This is a genomic window from Brachybacterium sacelli (genome assembly GCF_017876545.1).
Taxonomy (GTDB): Bacteria; Actinomycetota; Actinomycetes; order Actinomycetales; family Dermabacteraceae; genus Brachybacterium; species Brachybacterium sacelli.
Window position 1 is genome coordinate 1,407,306 of sequence record NZ_JAGIOD010000001.1, and the last position, 14,371, is coordinate 1,421,676.

Below are 14,371 nucleotides of genomic sequence, written 5' to 3' on the forward strand. Positions count from 1 at the left end.
CGGCCGGTCTGGCCTCAGACGCGGATCGAGTCCTGCGCGGTCTGCATGGCGGTCATGACGTCCTCGCGGGTGACCGTGCCGCCCGTGGCGATGGTCGCGAACATGGTGTTCATGGCCTGGCCGACGGAGGTCTCGTACTGGTCCTCCCAGGGGACCAGCGGCAGCGGCTCGGCACGCTCGCCGTAGATCTCCATGAACATCTCGGCCTGCTCGGTGTCCTCGGTGAAGGTCGGCTCGCCGTCGACCAGCACAGGCAGCGAGGCGAAGGGCTTGCCGAGCTCGGCCTGAGTCTCCGGGGAGGTCATGAACTCCAGGAACTGCAGGGCACCGTCGACGTTCTCGGAGTCCTTCATGATCGCGAGATTGATGCCCGCCAGGTGCGAGGCACAGTCGCTGACGGCATCGGCGGGGGCGGGGAAGGGGATCGCCTTGAACTGGTCCGGCGTCATACCCTGCGACTCGATCGTCGCGTTGGCGTTGTTCTGGTTGATGATCATCGCCGCCTTGCCGCCCGCGAAGGCGGTGACGGACTTGGTGCCGTTGTCGAACTGCGCGTTGGAGGGGTCGACGACCTTGTCCTTCTGCATCAGATCGAGGTAGCGCAGGATGCCGTCGACGACGCCGTCCTCGGTGAAGGAGGGCTTGCCGTCCTCGGTGTTCAGCGCGGCCCCGTTCTGGGTGGCGTTGATGAAGGCGAAGTGGTTGTTCTCCGTGTAGGAGCCGGCTGCCAGCGACATGCCCCAGACGTCGGCCTCCGGATCGGTCAGAGCCTTGGCGGCCTCGACCATCTCCTCCCAGGTGGTGGGCGGCTCGATGCCGGCGTCCTCGAGCATCGCCACGTTGTAGTACATGCCGTAGGCCAGCCCGTACAGCGGGATCGAGGTGGGGTCGGTGCCCTTGGCGCCGCCGGTGGCCAGGGCCGCGGGGACGTAACGGTCGCGGCCGCCGAGCGCCTCGAACTGCTCGTCGCCGAGGTCCAGCAGGCCGCCGGTGGCCTGGAGGCTGACGCCCCAGGTGTTGCCGATGTTGACGACGTCGGGGCCCTGGCCGGAGGTGATCGCGGTCTGGATGCGGGTCTGCAGATCGCCCCAGCCGATCACCTCGAGCGCCACGTCGATGCCGGTCTCCTCGGTGAACCTCTCGAGCACCGGGGTGAGCACCTCCTTGTCGTTCTCGAGGCTGGTGCCCTGGTTCGAGGCCCAGTAGGTGAGGGAGCTGGGGCTCGAACCGGAGCCGGAGCTGGAACCGCAGGCGGCGAGGCCGGCGGTGCCGGCGACGGCGAGAGGGGCAGCGGACAGAAGGGTGCGGCGTCGCATCGGGGTTCTCCTTGGTGCACCGTCATCGGTGATCGGTCGCGGGAACAGGAAGGCGCTCGGCTCCGGGTGAGGGTGCGTCCGGCAGCCGGGAGAGCCAGGGGCTTAATCGATTCGTGCTTAATCGATTCGGCGAGTATGGCTCTGCGGCGGAGCGGGTGTCAACGCGGGGGAGTCACGACACGGTCACGGTCAGCGGGGCGCGGGGAGACCGCCGGCGGGCGAGGCCGGGGTCGGTAGGGCAGGGCGCGGAGGGCGGGCGGATGCGGCGCGGCCAGGGGGTCGCCGGGTGTCGACCGGCCGAAGTCGGGCAGCGCCGGAGGAGCGGTGCGGCGCCGGTGTCGCCGGAGGTCGAGCGGCCGGGTCAGGCGGCGCCGGTGGAGCGGCGCGGCACCAGCGTCGCCGGGGGGTTCTGCAGGGCGGTGCCGCCGGCCACCTGGGCGTCGATCCGCTGGACGAGGAGGTCGCCCGCGGTGCGTCCCATCTCGAAGGGTCGGCGGGACAGGGCCGTGATCGCGGGAGCGGTGACCTCCGCGATGAGGGAGTCGTCCCAGCTCACGATGCCCAGTTCGGAGGGGATGTCGATCCCGCGGTCGGCGGCCGCGCGCAGGGCGCCCAGAGCGAGCAGGTCGCTCGAGGCGATCACGGCCGGGCGCGCGCTGAGGTCCCGGTTCGCCTGCGTGAAGGACCGGGATCCGGCATCGATGGTGTAGCTGCCCGAGGCGTGGGTGTGCGGGATGCCGTGGCCCGCGCACAGCCGGCGCAGCAGCTCCAGTCGCCGCCGCTCATGGGCGAAATCGGCGGGCCCGGTGAGCTGGATGCAGCCGTCGTAGCCGCGCTCGACGATGTGGTCGACGACGGTGCGCGCGTCCTCGGACTCCGCCGTCGTGACCTTCACGAAGTCCTCGGGGCCGACGTAGTGACCGATCAGGGCGAAATCCAGGGCCAGCGACTCCAGGATCGCGGGGCGGTGGTCACCTTCGGCCAGGTCCAGCAGCACCACACCGTCCACCCGGCGCTGGTGGGCCCAGGCACGGAACACGTCGATCTCCTCGTCGGGCCCACCGCGGACGAACCGCAGCAGCAGCTCGTAGCCGCGGGCGCTGGTCGCCGATTCGATGCCGGCGGTCACGGCCGAGTAGAACGGTTCCCGGGAGACCTCCTCGGGGTCCCTGACCAGCACCAGCCCGATGTTCCCGCTGCGTCCCCGACGCAGTGCCTGGGCACCGGAGTGCGGGGTCCAGCCCACGGCCCGGGCGTGCTCGAGCACGCGTTCGCGCAGGGGCGCACTCACCCCGGGCTTGTCGTTGAGCGCGTAACTCACGGTGGCCGGGGAGATCCCGAGGTCGTGGGCGATCGTGGCGACGGTCGGGCGCGAGGATTTCCGCGGCATGGGAGGGCTTCCGGGTCGAGGAGAACAGGTGTCCGGCCACATGACCGCCCGGCGCCTGGCCCGGCGTCGCGAGACGGGCGCTCTGGTCGGAGCGGGACGAGGGTGCGGGTTGCGCACATGATAGGTCCCAGGTCCCAGGTCCCAGGTCCCAGGTCCCAGGTCCCAGGTCCCAGGTCCCAGGTCCCAGGTCACGCCCCGCGCCCTGGGCGACACCGGTCCCGTCCTGTGCGGCACCGGCCCCGCCCGGCGCTGGTGCGGCACTGCCCACGGCCGGCGGTGACCAATGGCGAGTGAGCTGGTGATCGGGTACTGGCGCTAGAGCATGAGCTGTGGCATATATGCCAGTGCGGTCGGTGGAGCGCCAGTTCTCGACGATGTCACGCATCTTGGGGCCGGCGTGGTCGGTGATCAATGGCGAGGGAGCTGGTGGTCGGGTACTGGCGGTAGGGCATGAGCTGTGGCATATATGCCAGTGCGGTCGGTGGAGCGCCAGTTCTCGACGATGTCACGCATCCTGGGGCCAGCACCAGCACCAGCACCAGCACTGGCGCTGGGACCGTGATCGACGGAGGCTCATGATCCGACGCATGGCCGAGGGTCCAGCCTCGACCGACCGGTCGCGCGCGGGGACGACGGCGGTGCCGCAGGGGACGCGATCGTAGGATCACCCCACGGCACGCGTCGCCATCCGAACCGGCGCCCGGACCCGAGGAGGGAGCATGGCCATCACCTCGAGAGTGCTGGAGGCAGTGCGTCGGCCCCACGTCACCACCGACCTGCTCCAGATCCTCAAGGCGGTGATAGCCGCGACGGCGGCCTGGTGGTTCGCGCTGGTCGTGCTCGACTCCCGGATGCCCTTCCTCGCACCGTGGACAGCGCTGCTGACGGTGCACGCCACCGTCTTCCGCTCACTCTCACGCGGTGCCCAGACGCTGATCGCCTCCGCGCTCGGCGTCCTGATCAGCTTCCTGATCGGTAACTTCCTCGGGGTCCATCTGTGGACCTTCGCGCTCTCGCTGCTGCTGGGCATGCTCGGATCCCGGCTTCCCGGGATCCGCATGGAAGGCGTCGCGATCGCGACCACCGCGATCTTCGTCCTCGGCAGCGGTTTCGGAGAGCAGCAGCCGCTGCTCAACGACCGGCTGGTCGAGATCGCTGTCGGCGTCGGCATCGGCGTGGTCGTGAACCTGCTGATCATCCCGCCGTTGCGTGATCGGCAGGCCGCCGCCTATGTGGACAGCATCAACCGGCGCATGGGCGCGGTGCTCGGCGACATGGCCGAAGCGTTCTCCGTCTCCTGGGACACGGACCGGGCGGAGGAGTGGTTCGGCGAAGCCGTCTCGATGCAGGAGGAGCTCGAGACCGTGCAGGAGACCGTGCGCTTCGCGCGGGAGAGCGAAAGGGCCAACCCGCGCAGTCGGTTGCCGACGCCGCTCGGTCGACGCGGACGACCGGCTCGGGCCGGGCCCACCCAGGATGTGAGCTACGAGGAGATCCTGCTGCGGGTCGACGAGGGCATCCTCCACCTGCGCCATCTGGCCCGCACCCTGCGCGATGCGAGCTACGCCGAGGGGGCCTGGGACGACTGGTTCCGGGAGCGGTGGAGCGCCATCGTGCGTGACGCGGGACACGCCATCGCCGATCCCGACCTGGACGTCGAGCCCGTCCATCACCGCCTCGATGACCTCGCGCTGCACCTGTCCGACCAGGAGGGCCTGCCCCGACAGAGCTGGCCCCTCTACGGCTCCCTCATCACGAGCATGCAGCTCATCGCCACCATCGTCGACGACGTCGCCTCGACCCGGGAGGCGCGGGAGGGTGATCGGGAGAACCCGAGCACATAGGGGGCCGCGCACGATCACACGGGGGGGTCGGTGGACGATCACGCGGGGGGTCGGTGGACGATCACGCGGGGGGTCGGCGGACGAGCTCACGGTGGGGCGGCGCTCGATCTCGCAGGGGGTGGCGGACGGCGCGGGGGAGGGCCGTCGGGTCCGTTCCGCCGGTGCCGTGGTAGTAGGACCCGTCCGCTTCACGCGGCCATTGCGGAGTCGGGGGTGGAGCATCGGGTGTTCGCCCCGCGCAGCCAGTGCAGCATCCGGTACATCAGCTGCGTGGCCCCGGGCATGAAGCCCGCCCCATGGTGATAGGAGGAATCCATCGTGCTCACCACGAGCTCGGCGGGGAAGGTGCCCGCGTCGTAGTACAGGAGGGTGTTCGCGTGCCCCGGGATCGCCCGGTAGGGGATCTGCCACGGGTCCACGGCGACGGCGTCGCGCGCGTGCTCGGGCAGCTCCTCCAGGCGCACCAGCGGTACCGCCGAGCTCGGATGCGTGAGCACCCCGTGGTAATGCCAGTGCACCGCGTCGTCGGCCAGATGCTTCCAGAAGGGGTGATCGGTGTTGACGGAGCGGCGACCCACGTCCTCACGGAGGCGCCAGGCCCAGAAGTTCGTGCCGCGCCGCGTCTCCGAGGTGCCGGGGAGCCAGTCGCCCACGGAGTTCTCCCCATCGATGTATGCCCGCGCCCCGGGGGCCCGCAGGAAGTCCACGACCGACGGCGCGATGTGTGTCATCACGGCGGGATGCAGACGTGCCGCGACGAAGAGCCCGTCGAAGCCGTCGAGGTCGCCCTCGTGGAGCTCCGGGGCGTAGACGTCGGTGACGTCCATGGCCCGGACGGCCGGATCGCGCAGGTCCGCCAGGTGGGAGGAGCTGCCGGTGTGGAGGAAAGCGATACGGCTCATCAGGCCACCTCCGCCAGGATCGGGGCGAGTTCGAGGTGGGCGAGCGCCCGCTCGGCGAGGTCGGCGCCGGGCTGGGTGTAGCTGATCAGGTCATTGCCGGTGTGCAGGATCACCTCGCCCGCCCCCAGCGGATAGCTGACGTCCACCGGGAGGTGGCCAGGGCCGATCCCGGTGATGACCACGGCGTCCTGGGGCAGGTCCACGAGGTAGGAACGGGCGTAGAAGCCGGCCACCCCCAGGCGCTGGAGATCCTCGAAGGTGTGTGGCCCGGGCACCCCGGTCCGGTACAGCAGCTCCCGGCGGTCCACACCGTCCCAGATCGGGTGTGATCCCTGCTCGGTGAGCCAGAGATCGCTGGTGGCGTGGAACTCGAGTTTGCGGTGCTTGGGCAGGCCGTCGACGAAGGGCTCGAGCGCGTGCCCGCTGAACAGCAGCCGCCCCCCGGAGCGCACCCAGTCCGAGAGGTGCTGACGGTGGCGACGGAGGAATCGCTGGTCGCAGCCGCTGGCGAGGACGAGGCCGGCATAGGCGTCGAGGTCGATCCGGTCGAGGTCGTAGACATCGCGCACGGCGAGGCGCGGGGTGTCCTCACCCCCGGTGGTGGGGCGCTGGACGAGATGCAGGATCGAGGGCATCGAGGGCAAGGCGGCCTCCTGATCGGCGCCCAATAGACAAGGGCGCGGTTTCATATTGTGCTGAGGCTAGGCTAACCTCACTTTCGGTCGCGGGCGAGTCGGGGTCATCCCGACGCCCGCGTCATCGTGTCCAGCCCAGTTCCGAAGTGAGGATCCATGTCCGCTCGTAGATTCCGTGCCGCCTCTGCTGCAGGAGCCGTGCTCCTGCTGGTCGGTGCCGCGGCCGCCTGCACCGGCGGCCCCGGTCCCGACGGGGCCGGGAACTCCCTGAGCGGTCCGTCGACCGCCGACGAGCTGACCATCGCACTGGATGTGGACACCGGGCCCCTCAATCTCTTCGCCGGGGCGAGCGACCAGCTCGTCGGGCTGGTCTACGACAAGCTCTTCGCGCCCTCCCCCTACGTGGAGGACCCGCAGCCGTGGCTGGCCACCGAAGCCCGCCAGCTCGACGAGGTCACCTGGGAAGTCGACCTGCGGACCGACGTGACCTGGCAGGACGGCGAGCAGTTCACGCCGGAGGACGTCGTCTTCTCCTTCCAGTACATGCACGACGCCCCCACCGGGCGCTACACCCATCACGTCAACGACACCCCGTCGGTCGACGACGTCGTGAAGGTCGACGAGGACACCGTGCGCTTCGAGTGCCGCGATGCCTGCCCGTCGCTGGCGCAGGTCACACTCGCCGATCTGCCGATCGTCGCGAAGCACGTCTGGGAGGGCGTCGATCCGGCCGAGGCCAAGACGGTCCAGGACCTGCCGATCGGCACCGGCCCCTACGAGCTGACCTCCTACAGCCCCACCGAGGGATATGTGTTCACGGCGAACGAGAACTACTTCGCGGGGGAGCCGACGGTGGAGAGGATCACGATGCCGGTGATCACCGACCAGTCCGGGACCTTCACCGCGCTGCAGTCCGGGGAGATCGACGCGACCACCCGCACCCTCAGCCCCGAGCTCGTCGAGCAGTTCGCGTCCTCCGGATCCCTCGACACGCTCACCACCCAGGCGTTGAGCTTTCCCGAGGTGACGATGAACTTCCGCCACGATCCGCTGGACGTGCCGGAGTTCCGTCGGGCGCTCTCGGACGCCGTCGACAAGGAGCAGATGCTCGACGTGGTCGCGCTCGGCCAGGGCCGTGCCGCCACCCAGGGCTACCCTCATCCGGACGCGCCCTTCGCCAACCCGGACAACTCCACGCCGACGGACCCGGGGGCTGCGGACACCGCTCTCGACGAGCTCGGATTCACCGACGCCGACGGTGACGGGGTGCGCGAAGCCGATGGCGTACCGATCTCGTTGACGATGCTCGTCGACTCCGGCCTGCCCCAGGACGTGCGGGCCGCCGAACTCGTGGCCGAGGACCTCGCGGAGGTCGGCATCGGTGTGGAGACCGAGGGTCTGGACGCCGCGACCCTCGAGGAGCGCTCCCTCGAGAAGGACTTCGACCTGATGATCGGGGCCATCGGTGCACACGGCGTGGCCGACCCCGACCAGTTCATCATGTCCCACCGCTCGGGCTACCTCTGGGACTCCGACACCGATTCGGACTGGGCGCCGTGGGATGCGAGCTACGAGAAGTGGCTGCGCCAGACCACGCACGAGGGACGACTCTCCGTGATGCAGGAGCTGCAGACGGTCCACAATGCTGCCCCGACCACCGTGCCTCTCTTCTACCCCGAGGAGCACTGGGCGGTCTCGCAGGCCTACGGAGGCTGGTTCGAGAGCCCCGGCTACGGGATCGTCCACAAGTGGTCGTTCCTGCCCTCCGACGTCGTCGAGGCGGCCCACTCCAGCGAGGTCGACGCGATCATCGAGCGCACCGATCTCGAACCGGTCGCCGAGGTCGCCGAGCAGCCGACCTCCCAGGAGCACCAGCACTGAGCGCCGGACGAGGGGCCGACGTGGAGGTCGCCCGCCCCGCTGAGTTCGAGAGGACGAGCATGAGCAGGACGCGTACGAGAACTCCGACCAGCCGGCACCGGCGTTCCTGGGTCTCGCGCCTGGGCCAGTACGCCCTGGTGCTGTGGGTGGCGGTGACCGTGAACTTCGCGCTGCCGCGGTTGGCCCTGGGAGGCCCGGCCCTGGTGATGTACACGGGGGAGGGCGACCCCACTGCGGAGCAGCTTGCCGAGCTCGGGCAGCTGTACGGCCTGGATGACCCGGTGCTCGTGCAGTACGGCCGCTTCTGGGCGGAACTGCTGCGGGGGGACCTGGGTCTGTCCACCGGCCACAATCGTCCGGTCGCCGACGTGCTCCTGGAGCGCCTGCCCTGGTCGGTGGTACTGGTGGTGCTCGGTTTGGTCGGTGCGATCCTGGTCGGTGCGCTGCTCGGAGCGCTGGCGGCGTGGCGGCGCGACGCCGGCCACCCCGACCAGGACCGGGCTCTGCTGGTCACCGTCCTGGCGCTCGACGCGATGCCGGGCTTCTGGATCGCGATGCTGCTGATCGCGGTGTTCGCCGCACAGCTGGGGTGGCTTCCCTCCTACGCCTCGGCCCAGTTGCCCGACGGTGGCGGGGCCTGGCTGCTCGAGTCGGCCCGGCGCCTGGTCATGCCGCTGGCGACCATGATCGTGACCTCGATCGGTACCTACTTCCTGCTCGCCCGGGCCTCGATGAGCACCGTGCTGGCCGAGCCGTTCCTGCGTCTGGCTCGCGCCAAGGGCCTGCCCGAGCGCGTCGTCGCCACCCGACACGCCCTGCGCACCGCGCTGCTCCCGATCGTCACGAACGCGGCGATGGCGGCGGGGTCCTTGGTCTCCGGGGCGGTCGTTGTCGAGACGGTGTTCTCGTATCCCGGCCTGGGCACGGTGATCGCCGACGCGGTCGCCGAGCGGGACTATCCGCTGCTCCAGGGCGCATTCCTGCTCGCCATGCTCGGCGTGATCCTCGCGAACCTGCTGGCAGACCTCGTCTACCCGCTGCTGGACCCGCGGGTCCGTCGCACCGCGGAGGTGGTGCCGGCATGAGCCGTCTGCTCTCGACCTGGCGGACCCTGCCGCTGACCAGTCGCCTCGGTCTGGCCGTCGTGGTGGTGCTGTGCGCGGTCGCGATCCTGGCGCCCTGGCTCGCCCCCTACGACCCGAGCGAGCGCGTGGCCCGACCTTTCGCCCACCCCTCCCTCGACCACCCGCTCGGCGCCGACGACGCCGGCCACGACCTGCTCAGCGTGCTGATCCTCGGGGCGCGACCCTCGCTGCTGGTCGGTGGGATCGCCGCCGTGGTGGCCACGGCGGTGGGGTCCACCGTCGGTCTCACCGCCGGATATCTGCGCGGGGTGGTCGACACCGTGCTGATGCGGGTGGTGGATGTGGTGCTCTCGCTGCCGGTGGTGCCGCTGACGCTCGTGATCGGGGTGCTGGCCGGTCCGGGCCTGCCCACGCAGATCGTCGTCATCTCCCTCGCGCTGTGGGCGCCGATGGCCCGCGAGCTGCGCGCCCAGGTGCTCAGCGTGCGGGAACGCGACCACATCCTCGCCCTGCGCGCGGTGGGTGCCCGGCATGGCTACGTGCTGATCCGTCATGTGGTGCCGACGGTGGCGGTGCTGGTGGTGCCGCAGCTGGTGCTCGCGGTCAAGAGCGCCGTGCTGCTCGAGGCCACCCTCGCCTTCCTCGGGCTGGGGGACGTCTCCTCGATGAGCTGGGGGATGATGCTCAGCGTCGCGAACTCCCGCAACGCCTTCCTGACCGACGCGTGGCTGTGGTGGGTGGTTCCCCCGGGCGCGATGATCGCTCTGACCGTGCTCGCGGTCGCCCTCGCGAGCGGGGCGGTCGAACGCGTCGCGGCGGGCTCCGGAGCTGCCCGCCGTGAGCGTCGTACCTCCGGACCGCGCGGGAGGGCGAGGCTCGATGCGAGCGGTCGTGCTGCCCCCTCGGGGACCGGCGAGTTCACCGCGGAGATCCCGCCCGAGGGTGCTGTCACCAGGAGTGCCTCGCCCATCGAGAGTGTGCGGTCCACCGAGAGGGGCCCGTCCACAGAGCTCCACGCCGGCGCCTCGGCCCCGGCGCTGCTGCACCTCGAGGGGCTCACCCTCCGCTATGGCGACGGGGACGAGGTGGGCGGAGGATGCCGCGAGGTCGGGCTCGAGCTTCTTCGCGGCGAGGTGCTCGGCCTGGTGGGTGGATCCGGCTCCGGCAAGTCGACGGTCGCGTCGGCCGTGGTCGGCCTGATGCCCGCGGCGGCTCGGCTCCAGGGTGGTCGCATCCTGTTCGACGGGATCGACCTGCTCGAGCTGGGGCCGCGGGAGCGTCGCCACCTGCTCGGGTCCCGCATCGGCCTGGTCCCCCAGGAAGCGCAGTCCGCGCTGAATCCCGTCCACCGCGTCGGCGAGCAGATCGTCGAGGCGCTCCTGGTGCACGAAAGGCTGCCGCACGAGTCGGCCCGGGAGCGGGCCCGCGAACTGCTGGGCCTGGTGGGGCTGCCTGCCGAGCGGTTCCGCGCGTATCCCCATCAGCTCTCCGGCGGGCAGCGGCAGCGGGTGGTGCTCGCCATCGCACTGGCCTGCGGACCGGACCTGGTGGTGGCCGACGAGCCCACCAGCGGTCTCGACGTGCTGGTGCAGCAGGAGATCCTCGAGCTGCTGCGGGACCTGCGCGACCGGTTGGGCCTGACGATGCTCCTGGTCACCCATGATCTGCCGGTCGTGATGCAGGTCGCGGACCGTCTCGCCGTGATGCACGACGGGCAGGTGGTCGAGCAGGGTGCGACGTCGGCCGTGCTCGCGGCGCCCCAGCATCCGTGCACGCGTCGCCTGCTGGACTCCCTGCCGGAACTGCCCGACCTCGAAGGAGCCTCCCGGTGACCCAGACGCGTCCGCCCGTGCTGCGGGTGGAGGGCCTGACCGTGCAGTACGACGGCACCGTCAGCGTGCGCGACGTCGATCTCGCCCTGCACAGGGGGCAGACCGTCGCTCTGGTGGGCGGCTCCGGGGCTGGGAAATCGACCGTTGCCAAGGCCGTCGCCGGGCTCGTGACCCCGGCCGCCGGGAGGATCCGCCTCGAACTCCCCCCGGGCGGCACGGCGGCCGGCTCCGTGGACCTGCTCACCGCTCCCGCCGGCGCGCGCCGCGCCGCGCGACGCGATCTGCACCTGGTGATGCAGGACCCCTACGCCTCCCTGCCGCCGCACTGCCGGATCCTCGACATCGTCGCCGAGCCCCTGGTCATCCACCGGGTCGGGACACCGACGGAGCGTCGGGCCACAGCCCGCGACATGCTCGTCGCCGTCGGCCTGGACCCCGAGCGGTACGCGCGGCGGTTCCCGCACGAGCTCTCCGGCGGGGAGCGCCAGCGGGTCGCCTTCTCCCGGGCGCTCGTGACCCGCCCCGCGGTGATCCTCGCCGACGAACCCACCGGGATGCTCGACGCCTCGCTGCGGGCGGAGATCACCGAGCTCATGACCGGCCTGGCCCGCGAGCACGGCACCGCGATCCTGCACATCACCCATGACCTCGCCCTGGCGGCCCGCTCCTGCGACCGGGTGATCGTGATGGACGGCGGAGAGGTGATCGAGCAGGGCGCGACGGGGGATCTGCTGCGTCATCCTCGCCGCACGACCACCCGTCGCCTGCTGGCTGCGGCGCACCGCGGGGTCCGCGGCACGGTGCGCGTCGGCTGACCCGGGACTGTCGGCTGACCGGGGACCGTCGGTCCGCTGACACCCCTCGACCTCAGGTCGCCGTGCGAGCGGCGTCTGCCCGCTCACGATCTGATTGCCTCAGGCAACCAATTGGGTCTAGGGTCTGGGTCATGGACCGCGAGACGCTCGACCTGCATCGCAGCACACTGCGTGCTCTCACCGGCCTCATGTCGCAGTGGAGCTCACTGGATTTCCAGCGTCGGATCACCGCGCAGTGCGGTCTCACCCTCGATCCGGTCGCGGTGCGCGCGCTGTACGGCCTCGGCATCGCCGGCGGTTCGGCCCGACCCCGCGATCTGGCCGACGAACTCCACCTCACGCGGCCGTCCACCTCGAAGCTCATCGCGCGCCTGGCTGCCGCGGGCCTCGTCGAGCGCACCTCCGACGCCGAGGACGGCCGGGGGGCGCACATCGTGCTGTCCGCCGATGGCCACCGCACCTATGAACAGCTCGTCGACGCCGGGATCGGCCTCCTCGCCGAAGCCACCGGCGGCTGGGACGAGGCCGAGGTGCGCGCCCTGTCCGAACTGCTGACCCGCTTCACGGAGGGGCTGCAGTCCGGCCCCCGCACCACCACCTGAGAACCATCGAAAGGACACCTCATGTCACGCACCTACGTCATCACCGGCGCCGCCTCCGGCATCGGCCGTACCGCTGCCGAGATCCTCACCGCCCGCGGTGAGCGGGTGATCGGCGTCGACCTCCAGGGTGTCGACGTCTCCGGCGACCTCTCCACCCCGGAGGGTCGCCTCGCCGCTGCGGAGGAGGCCGCCGGTCTCGCCGGTGGCACCGTCGACGCGGTGATCGCCTGCGCCGGGCTGTCGATCCCGAAGCCGATCACCGCCTCGGTGAACTTCTTCGGCATGACCGAGTTCCTCGAGGCCATCCGCCCGGCACTCACCCGCTCGGAGGCACCGCGCGTCGCTCTGGTGTCCTCGATGGCCTCGATGCAGCCCGTGGTCCCCTCCCTCGTGGACGCCCTGCTCGCGGACGACGAGGCGGCCGTCGACGAGATCGCGACCCGCATGGCGGAGGACCCGCGCACCGCGAACGTCATCTACCCCTCGTCCAAGCGGGCGATCTCCCGCTGGGTGCGGCGTGAGGCGCCCACCGAGCGCTGGGCCGGGGCGGGAATCCCGCTGAACGCCGTCGCGCCCGGCACCGTCGTCACCCCCATGACGAAGGAGCTGCTGGCCAGCGACGAGGGTCGGGCGCTGACCGATGCCTACGTGCCGATGCCGCTGAACTCGCACCAGGGCCCGGAATCCATCGCGCACCTGCTGATCTGGCTCACCTCGATCGAGAACAGCCACTGCGCGGGCCAGACCATCTACTGCGACGGCGGGGCCGACGCGGTGCTGCGCGGCGAGGACGTGTGGTCCTGGAACGACGCGACGATGCGCGAGACCTTCGCCGAGATCACCGCGGGCCTGCAGGACTGAGCGCGACACCCGCCGGGTGCCCGACGTCGCCTCGATGCCCCGGGCGGATCGGGCGGCCGGGGGCGGGAGACGAGACTCGGAGCTCCCCGTCGCGTCCTCCCGGCGCTTCTGGGAAGCTGTGCCGCATGAACGCCGAGCCGCTCCCGCCGCCGCTGGTCCTCGCCGATCTCGCCGGCTGGCGCGACTGGCTGGATCAGCATGAGGACAGCTCCGAGGGGGTGTGGCTGCTCCTGGCCAAGAAGGACACGACGTCCCCGACCACCCTCACCTACCAGGGCGCGCTCGAAGAAGCGTTGTGCAGCGGCTGGATCGACGGCCAGCGCAGGTCCTTCGACGAGCACAGCTTCCGGCAGCGCTTCACCCCGCGCCGCCGGCGTTCGATCTGGTCGAAGCGCAACGTCGAGATCGTCGGCCGACTCGTCGAGGACGGCCGGATGCGGGAGCGCGGTGAGCGCGAGATCGAGGTGGCGAAAGCCGATGGTCGCTGGGACCGTGCCTACGCGGGACCTGCCACCGCAGAGGTGCCCACCGAGCTCTCGGAGGCACTCGCGGCATCACCCTCCGCACGGACGGCCTTCGCACGGCTCACCCGCACCGATCGGTACTCCGCGCTGCATCCGATCCTCGCGGCACCCAGTGCTGAGGTGGCGGCGCGCAGGATCGCGGCGCTGGTGGCGCGGCTCGAGCAGGACTGATCGCGCGGGGGAGCTGTCAGACCCCGGCATCCTCCCGTGAGGCCCGCACCAGCCGTTCGACCAGGTCGTCGGGGATCGGCTTGCGCGGTGAGAACGTGATTCCCGTCTTGGTCGCCTTCAGTCCGGCGGCCGCGATGTCCTCGGCAAGGTCGGAGATGGCGCCGGGGAGAAGATACAGCCCGCACTGTTTGCTGAACGCTGCATAGCTCGCGACGACGGTGCCCCCGATGTCGAACCCCGGCATGTTGTAGGCGACGATCTCGTCCGCATCCGGCAGGACGCGGCTCAGAATCGTGCGCAATCTCTGCAACGAGGGTTGGAAGGGCTCCGGCGCCGCAGCGATGTAGGCGTCGTGGTCGGTGATCGCAGCCATGGAGGTCTCTCGCTTCCGATTCCTCGTCACGCTCTTCGCGCGCTCCTGCTCCAGGGTACTGCCGATGGTCCGACAGGCTCTCGCTGCGCCGGCGATCAGGAGGCCCCTTCCGGTCGCCCAGATCCTGCTCACCCGATCGC

General features: G+C 70.7%; 13 protein-coding genes. 8 read left to right on the top strand and 5 right to left on the bottom strand.

The features are described from left to right. Positions 1-14: 14 nt before the first annotated feature. Positions 15-1,316, bottom strand: coding sequence for an ABC transporter substrate-binding protein (locus JOF43_RS06205; protein ID WP_209900325.1), 1,302 nt, complete (start codon positions 1,314-1,316; stop codon positions 15-17). A 361-nt stretch (positions 1,317-1,677) separates the two neighbouring features. Further along, positions 1,678-2,706, bottom strand: coding sequence for a LacI family DNA-binding transcriptional regulator (locus tag JOF43_RS06210; protein WP_209900326.1), 1,029 nt, complete (start codon positions 2,704-2,706; stop codon positions 1,678-1,680). A 719-nt stretch (positions 2,707-3,425) separates the two neighbouring features. Between JOF43_RS06210 and JOF43_RS06215 the strand changes: the two genes are divergently transcribed. Continuing rightward, positions 3,426-4,550: an FUSC family protein gene (locus JOF43_RS06215; RefSeq protein WP_209900327.1), complete on the top strand. Its 1,125-nt coding sequence runs from the start codon at positions 3,426-3,428 to the stop codon at positions 4,548-4,550. Positions 4,551-4,738: 188 nt separating this feature from the next. On the opposite strand, the gene JOF43_RS06220 is transcribed toward JOF43_RS06215, so the two are convergent. Both JOF43_RS06220 and JOF43_RS06225 read right to left on the bottom strand, forming a co-directional pair. Continuing rightward, on the bottom strand, positions 4,739-5,452 hold the full coding sequence (locus JOF43_RS06220) for a hypothetical protein (RefSeq protein WP_209900329.1): 714 nt from the start codon (positions 5,450-5,452) through the stop codon (positions 4,739-4,741). Next, positions 5,452-6,141 (bottom strand): hypothetical protein, encoded by a 690-nt coding sequence (locus tag JOF43_RS06225; protein WP_209900330.1) that lies wholly within the window; start codon positions 6,139-6,141, stop codon positions 5,452-5,454. Before JOF43_RS06225 ends, JOF43_RS06220 begins: the two co-directional genes overlap by 1 nt. 102 nt (positions 6,142-6,243) lie before the next feature. Between JOF43_RS06225 and JOF43_RS06230 the strand changes: the two genes are divergently transcribed. The 7 genes from JOF43_RS06230 (at position 6,244) to JOF43_RS06260 (ending at position 13,858) form a co-directional block, all read left to right on the top strand. Beyond that, entirely contained in the window at positions 6,244-7,968 is a 1,725-nt protein-coding gene (locus tag JOF43_RS06230; RefSeq protein WP_209900331.1) for an ABC transporter substrate-binding protein, read from the top strand. Positions 7,969-8,027: 59 nt separating this feature from the next. After that, the gene (locus tag JOF43_RS06235; RefSeq protein ID WP_209900332.1) at positions 8,028-9,053 is read left to right on the top strand and encodes an ABC transporter permease; all 1,026 of its coding nucleotides are present in this window, start codon (positions 8,028-8,030) and stop codon (positions 9,051-9,053) included. Then, on the top strand, positions 9,050-10,885 hold the full coding sequence (locus JOF43_RS06240) for a dipeptide/oligopeptide/nickel ABC transporter permease/ATP-binding protein (protein ID WP_209900333.1): 1,836 nt from the start codon (positions 9,050-9,052) through the stop codon (positions 10,883-10,885). The genes JOF43_RS06235 and JOF43_RS06240 overlap by 4 nt, the downstream gene beginning before the upstream one ends. After that, positions 10,882-11,700: an ABC transporter ATP-binding protein gene (locus JOF43_RS06245; protein ID WP_209900334.1), complete on the top strand. Its 819-nt coding sequence runs from the start codon at positions 10,882-10,884 to the stop codon at positions 11,698-11,700. The genes JOF43_RS06240 and JOF43_RS06245 overlap by 4 nt, the downstream gene beginning before the upstream one ends. A gap of 131 nt (positions 11,701-11,831) precedes the next feature. Then, positions 11,832-12,302, top strand: coding sequence for a MarR family winged helix-turn-helix transcriptional regulator (locus tag JOF43_RS06250; RefSeq protein ID WP_209900335.1), 471 nt, complete (start codon positions 11,832-11,834; stop codon positions 12,300-12,302). Between the two features lie 21 nt (positions 12,303-12,323). Further along, positions 12,324-13,163: an SDR family oxidoreductase gene (locus tag JOF43_RS06255; RefSeq protein ID WP_209900336.1), complete on the top strand. Its 840-nt coding sequence runs from the start codon at positions 12,324-12,326 to the stop codon at positions 13,161-13,163. 125 nt (positions 13,164-13,288) lie between these two features. Then, the gene (locus tag JOF43_RS06260; RefSeq protein ID WP_209900337.1) at positions 13,289-13,858 is read left to right on the top strand and encodes a YdeI/OmpD-associated family protein; all 570 of its coding nucleotides are present in this window, start codon (positions 13,289-13,291) and stop codon (positions 13,856-13,858) included. A gap of 16 nt (positions 13,859-13,874) precedes the next feature. Here the strand turns inward: JOF43_RS06260 and JOF43_RS06265 are convergent, their stop codons facing one another. Next, positions 13,875-14,231, bottom strand: a complete 357-nt coding sequence (locus JOF43_RS06265) for an iron chaperone (RefSeq protein WP_209900338.1) — start codon at positions 14,229-14,231, stop codon at positions 13,875-13,877. Between the last annotated feature and the right edge of the window lie 140 nt (positions 14,232-14,371).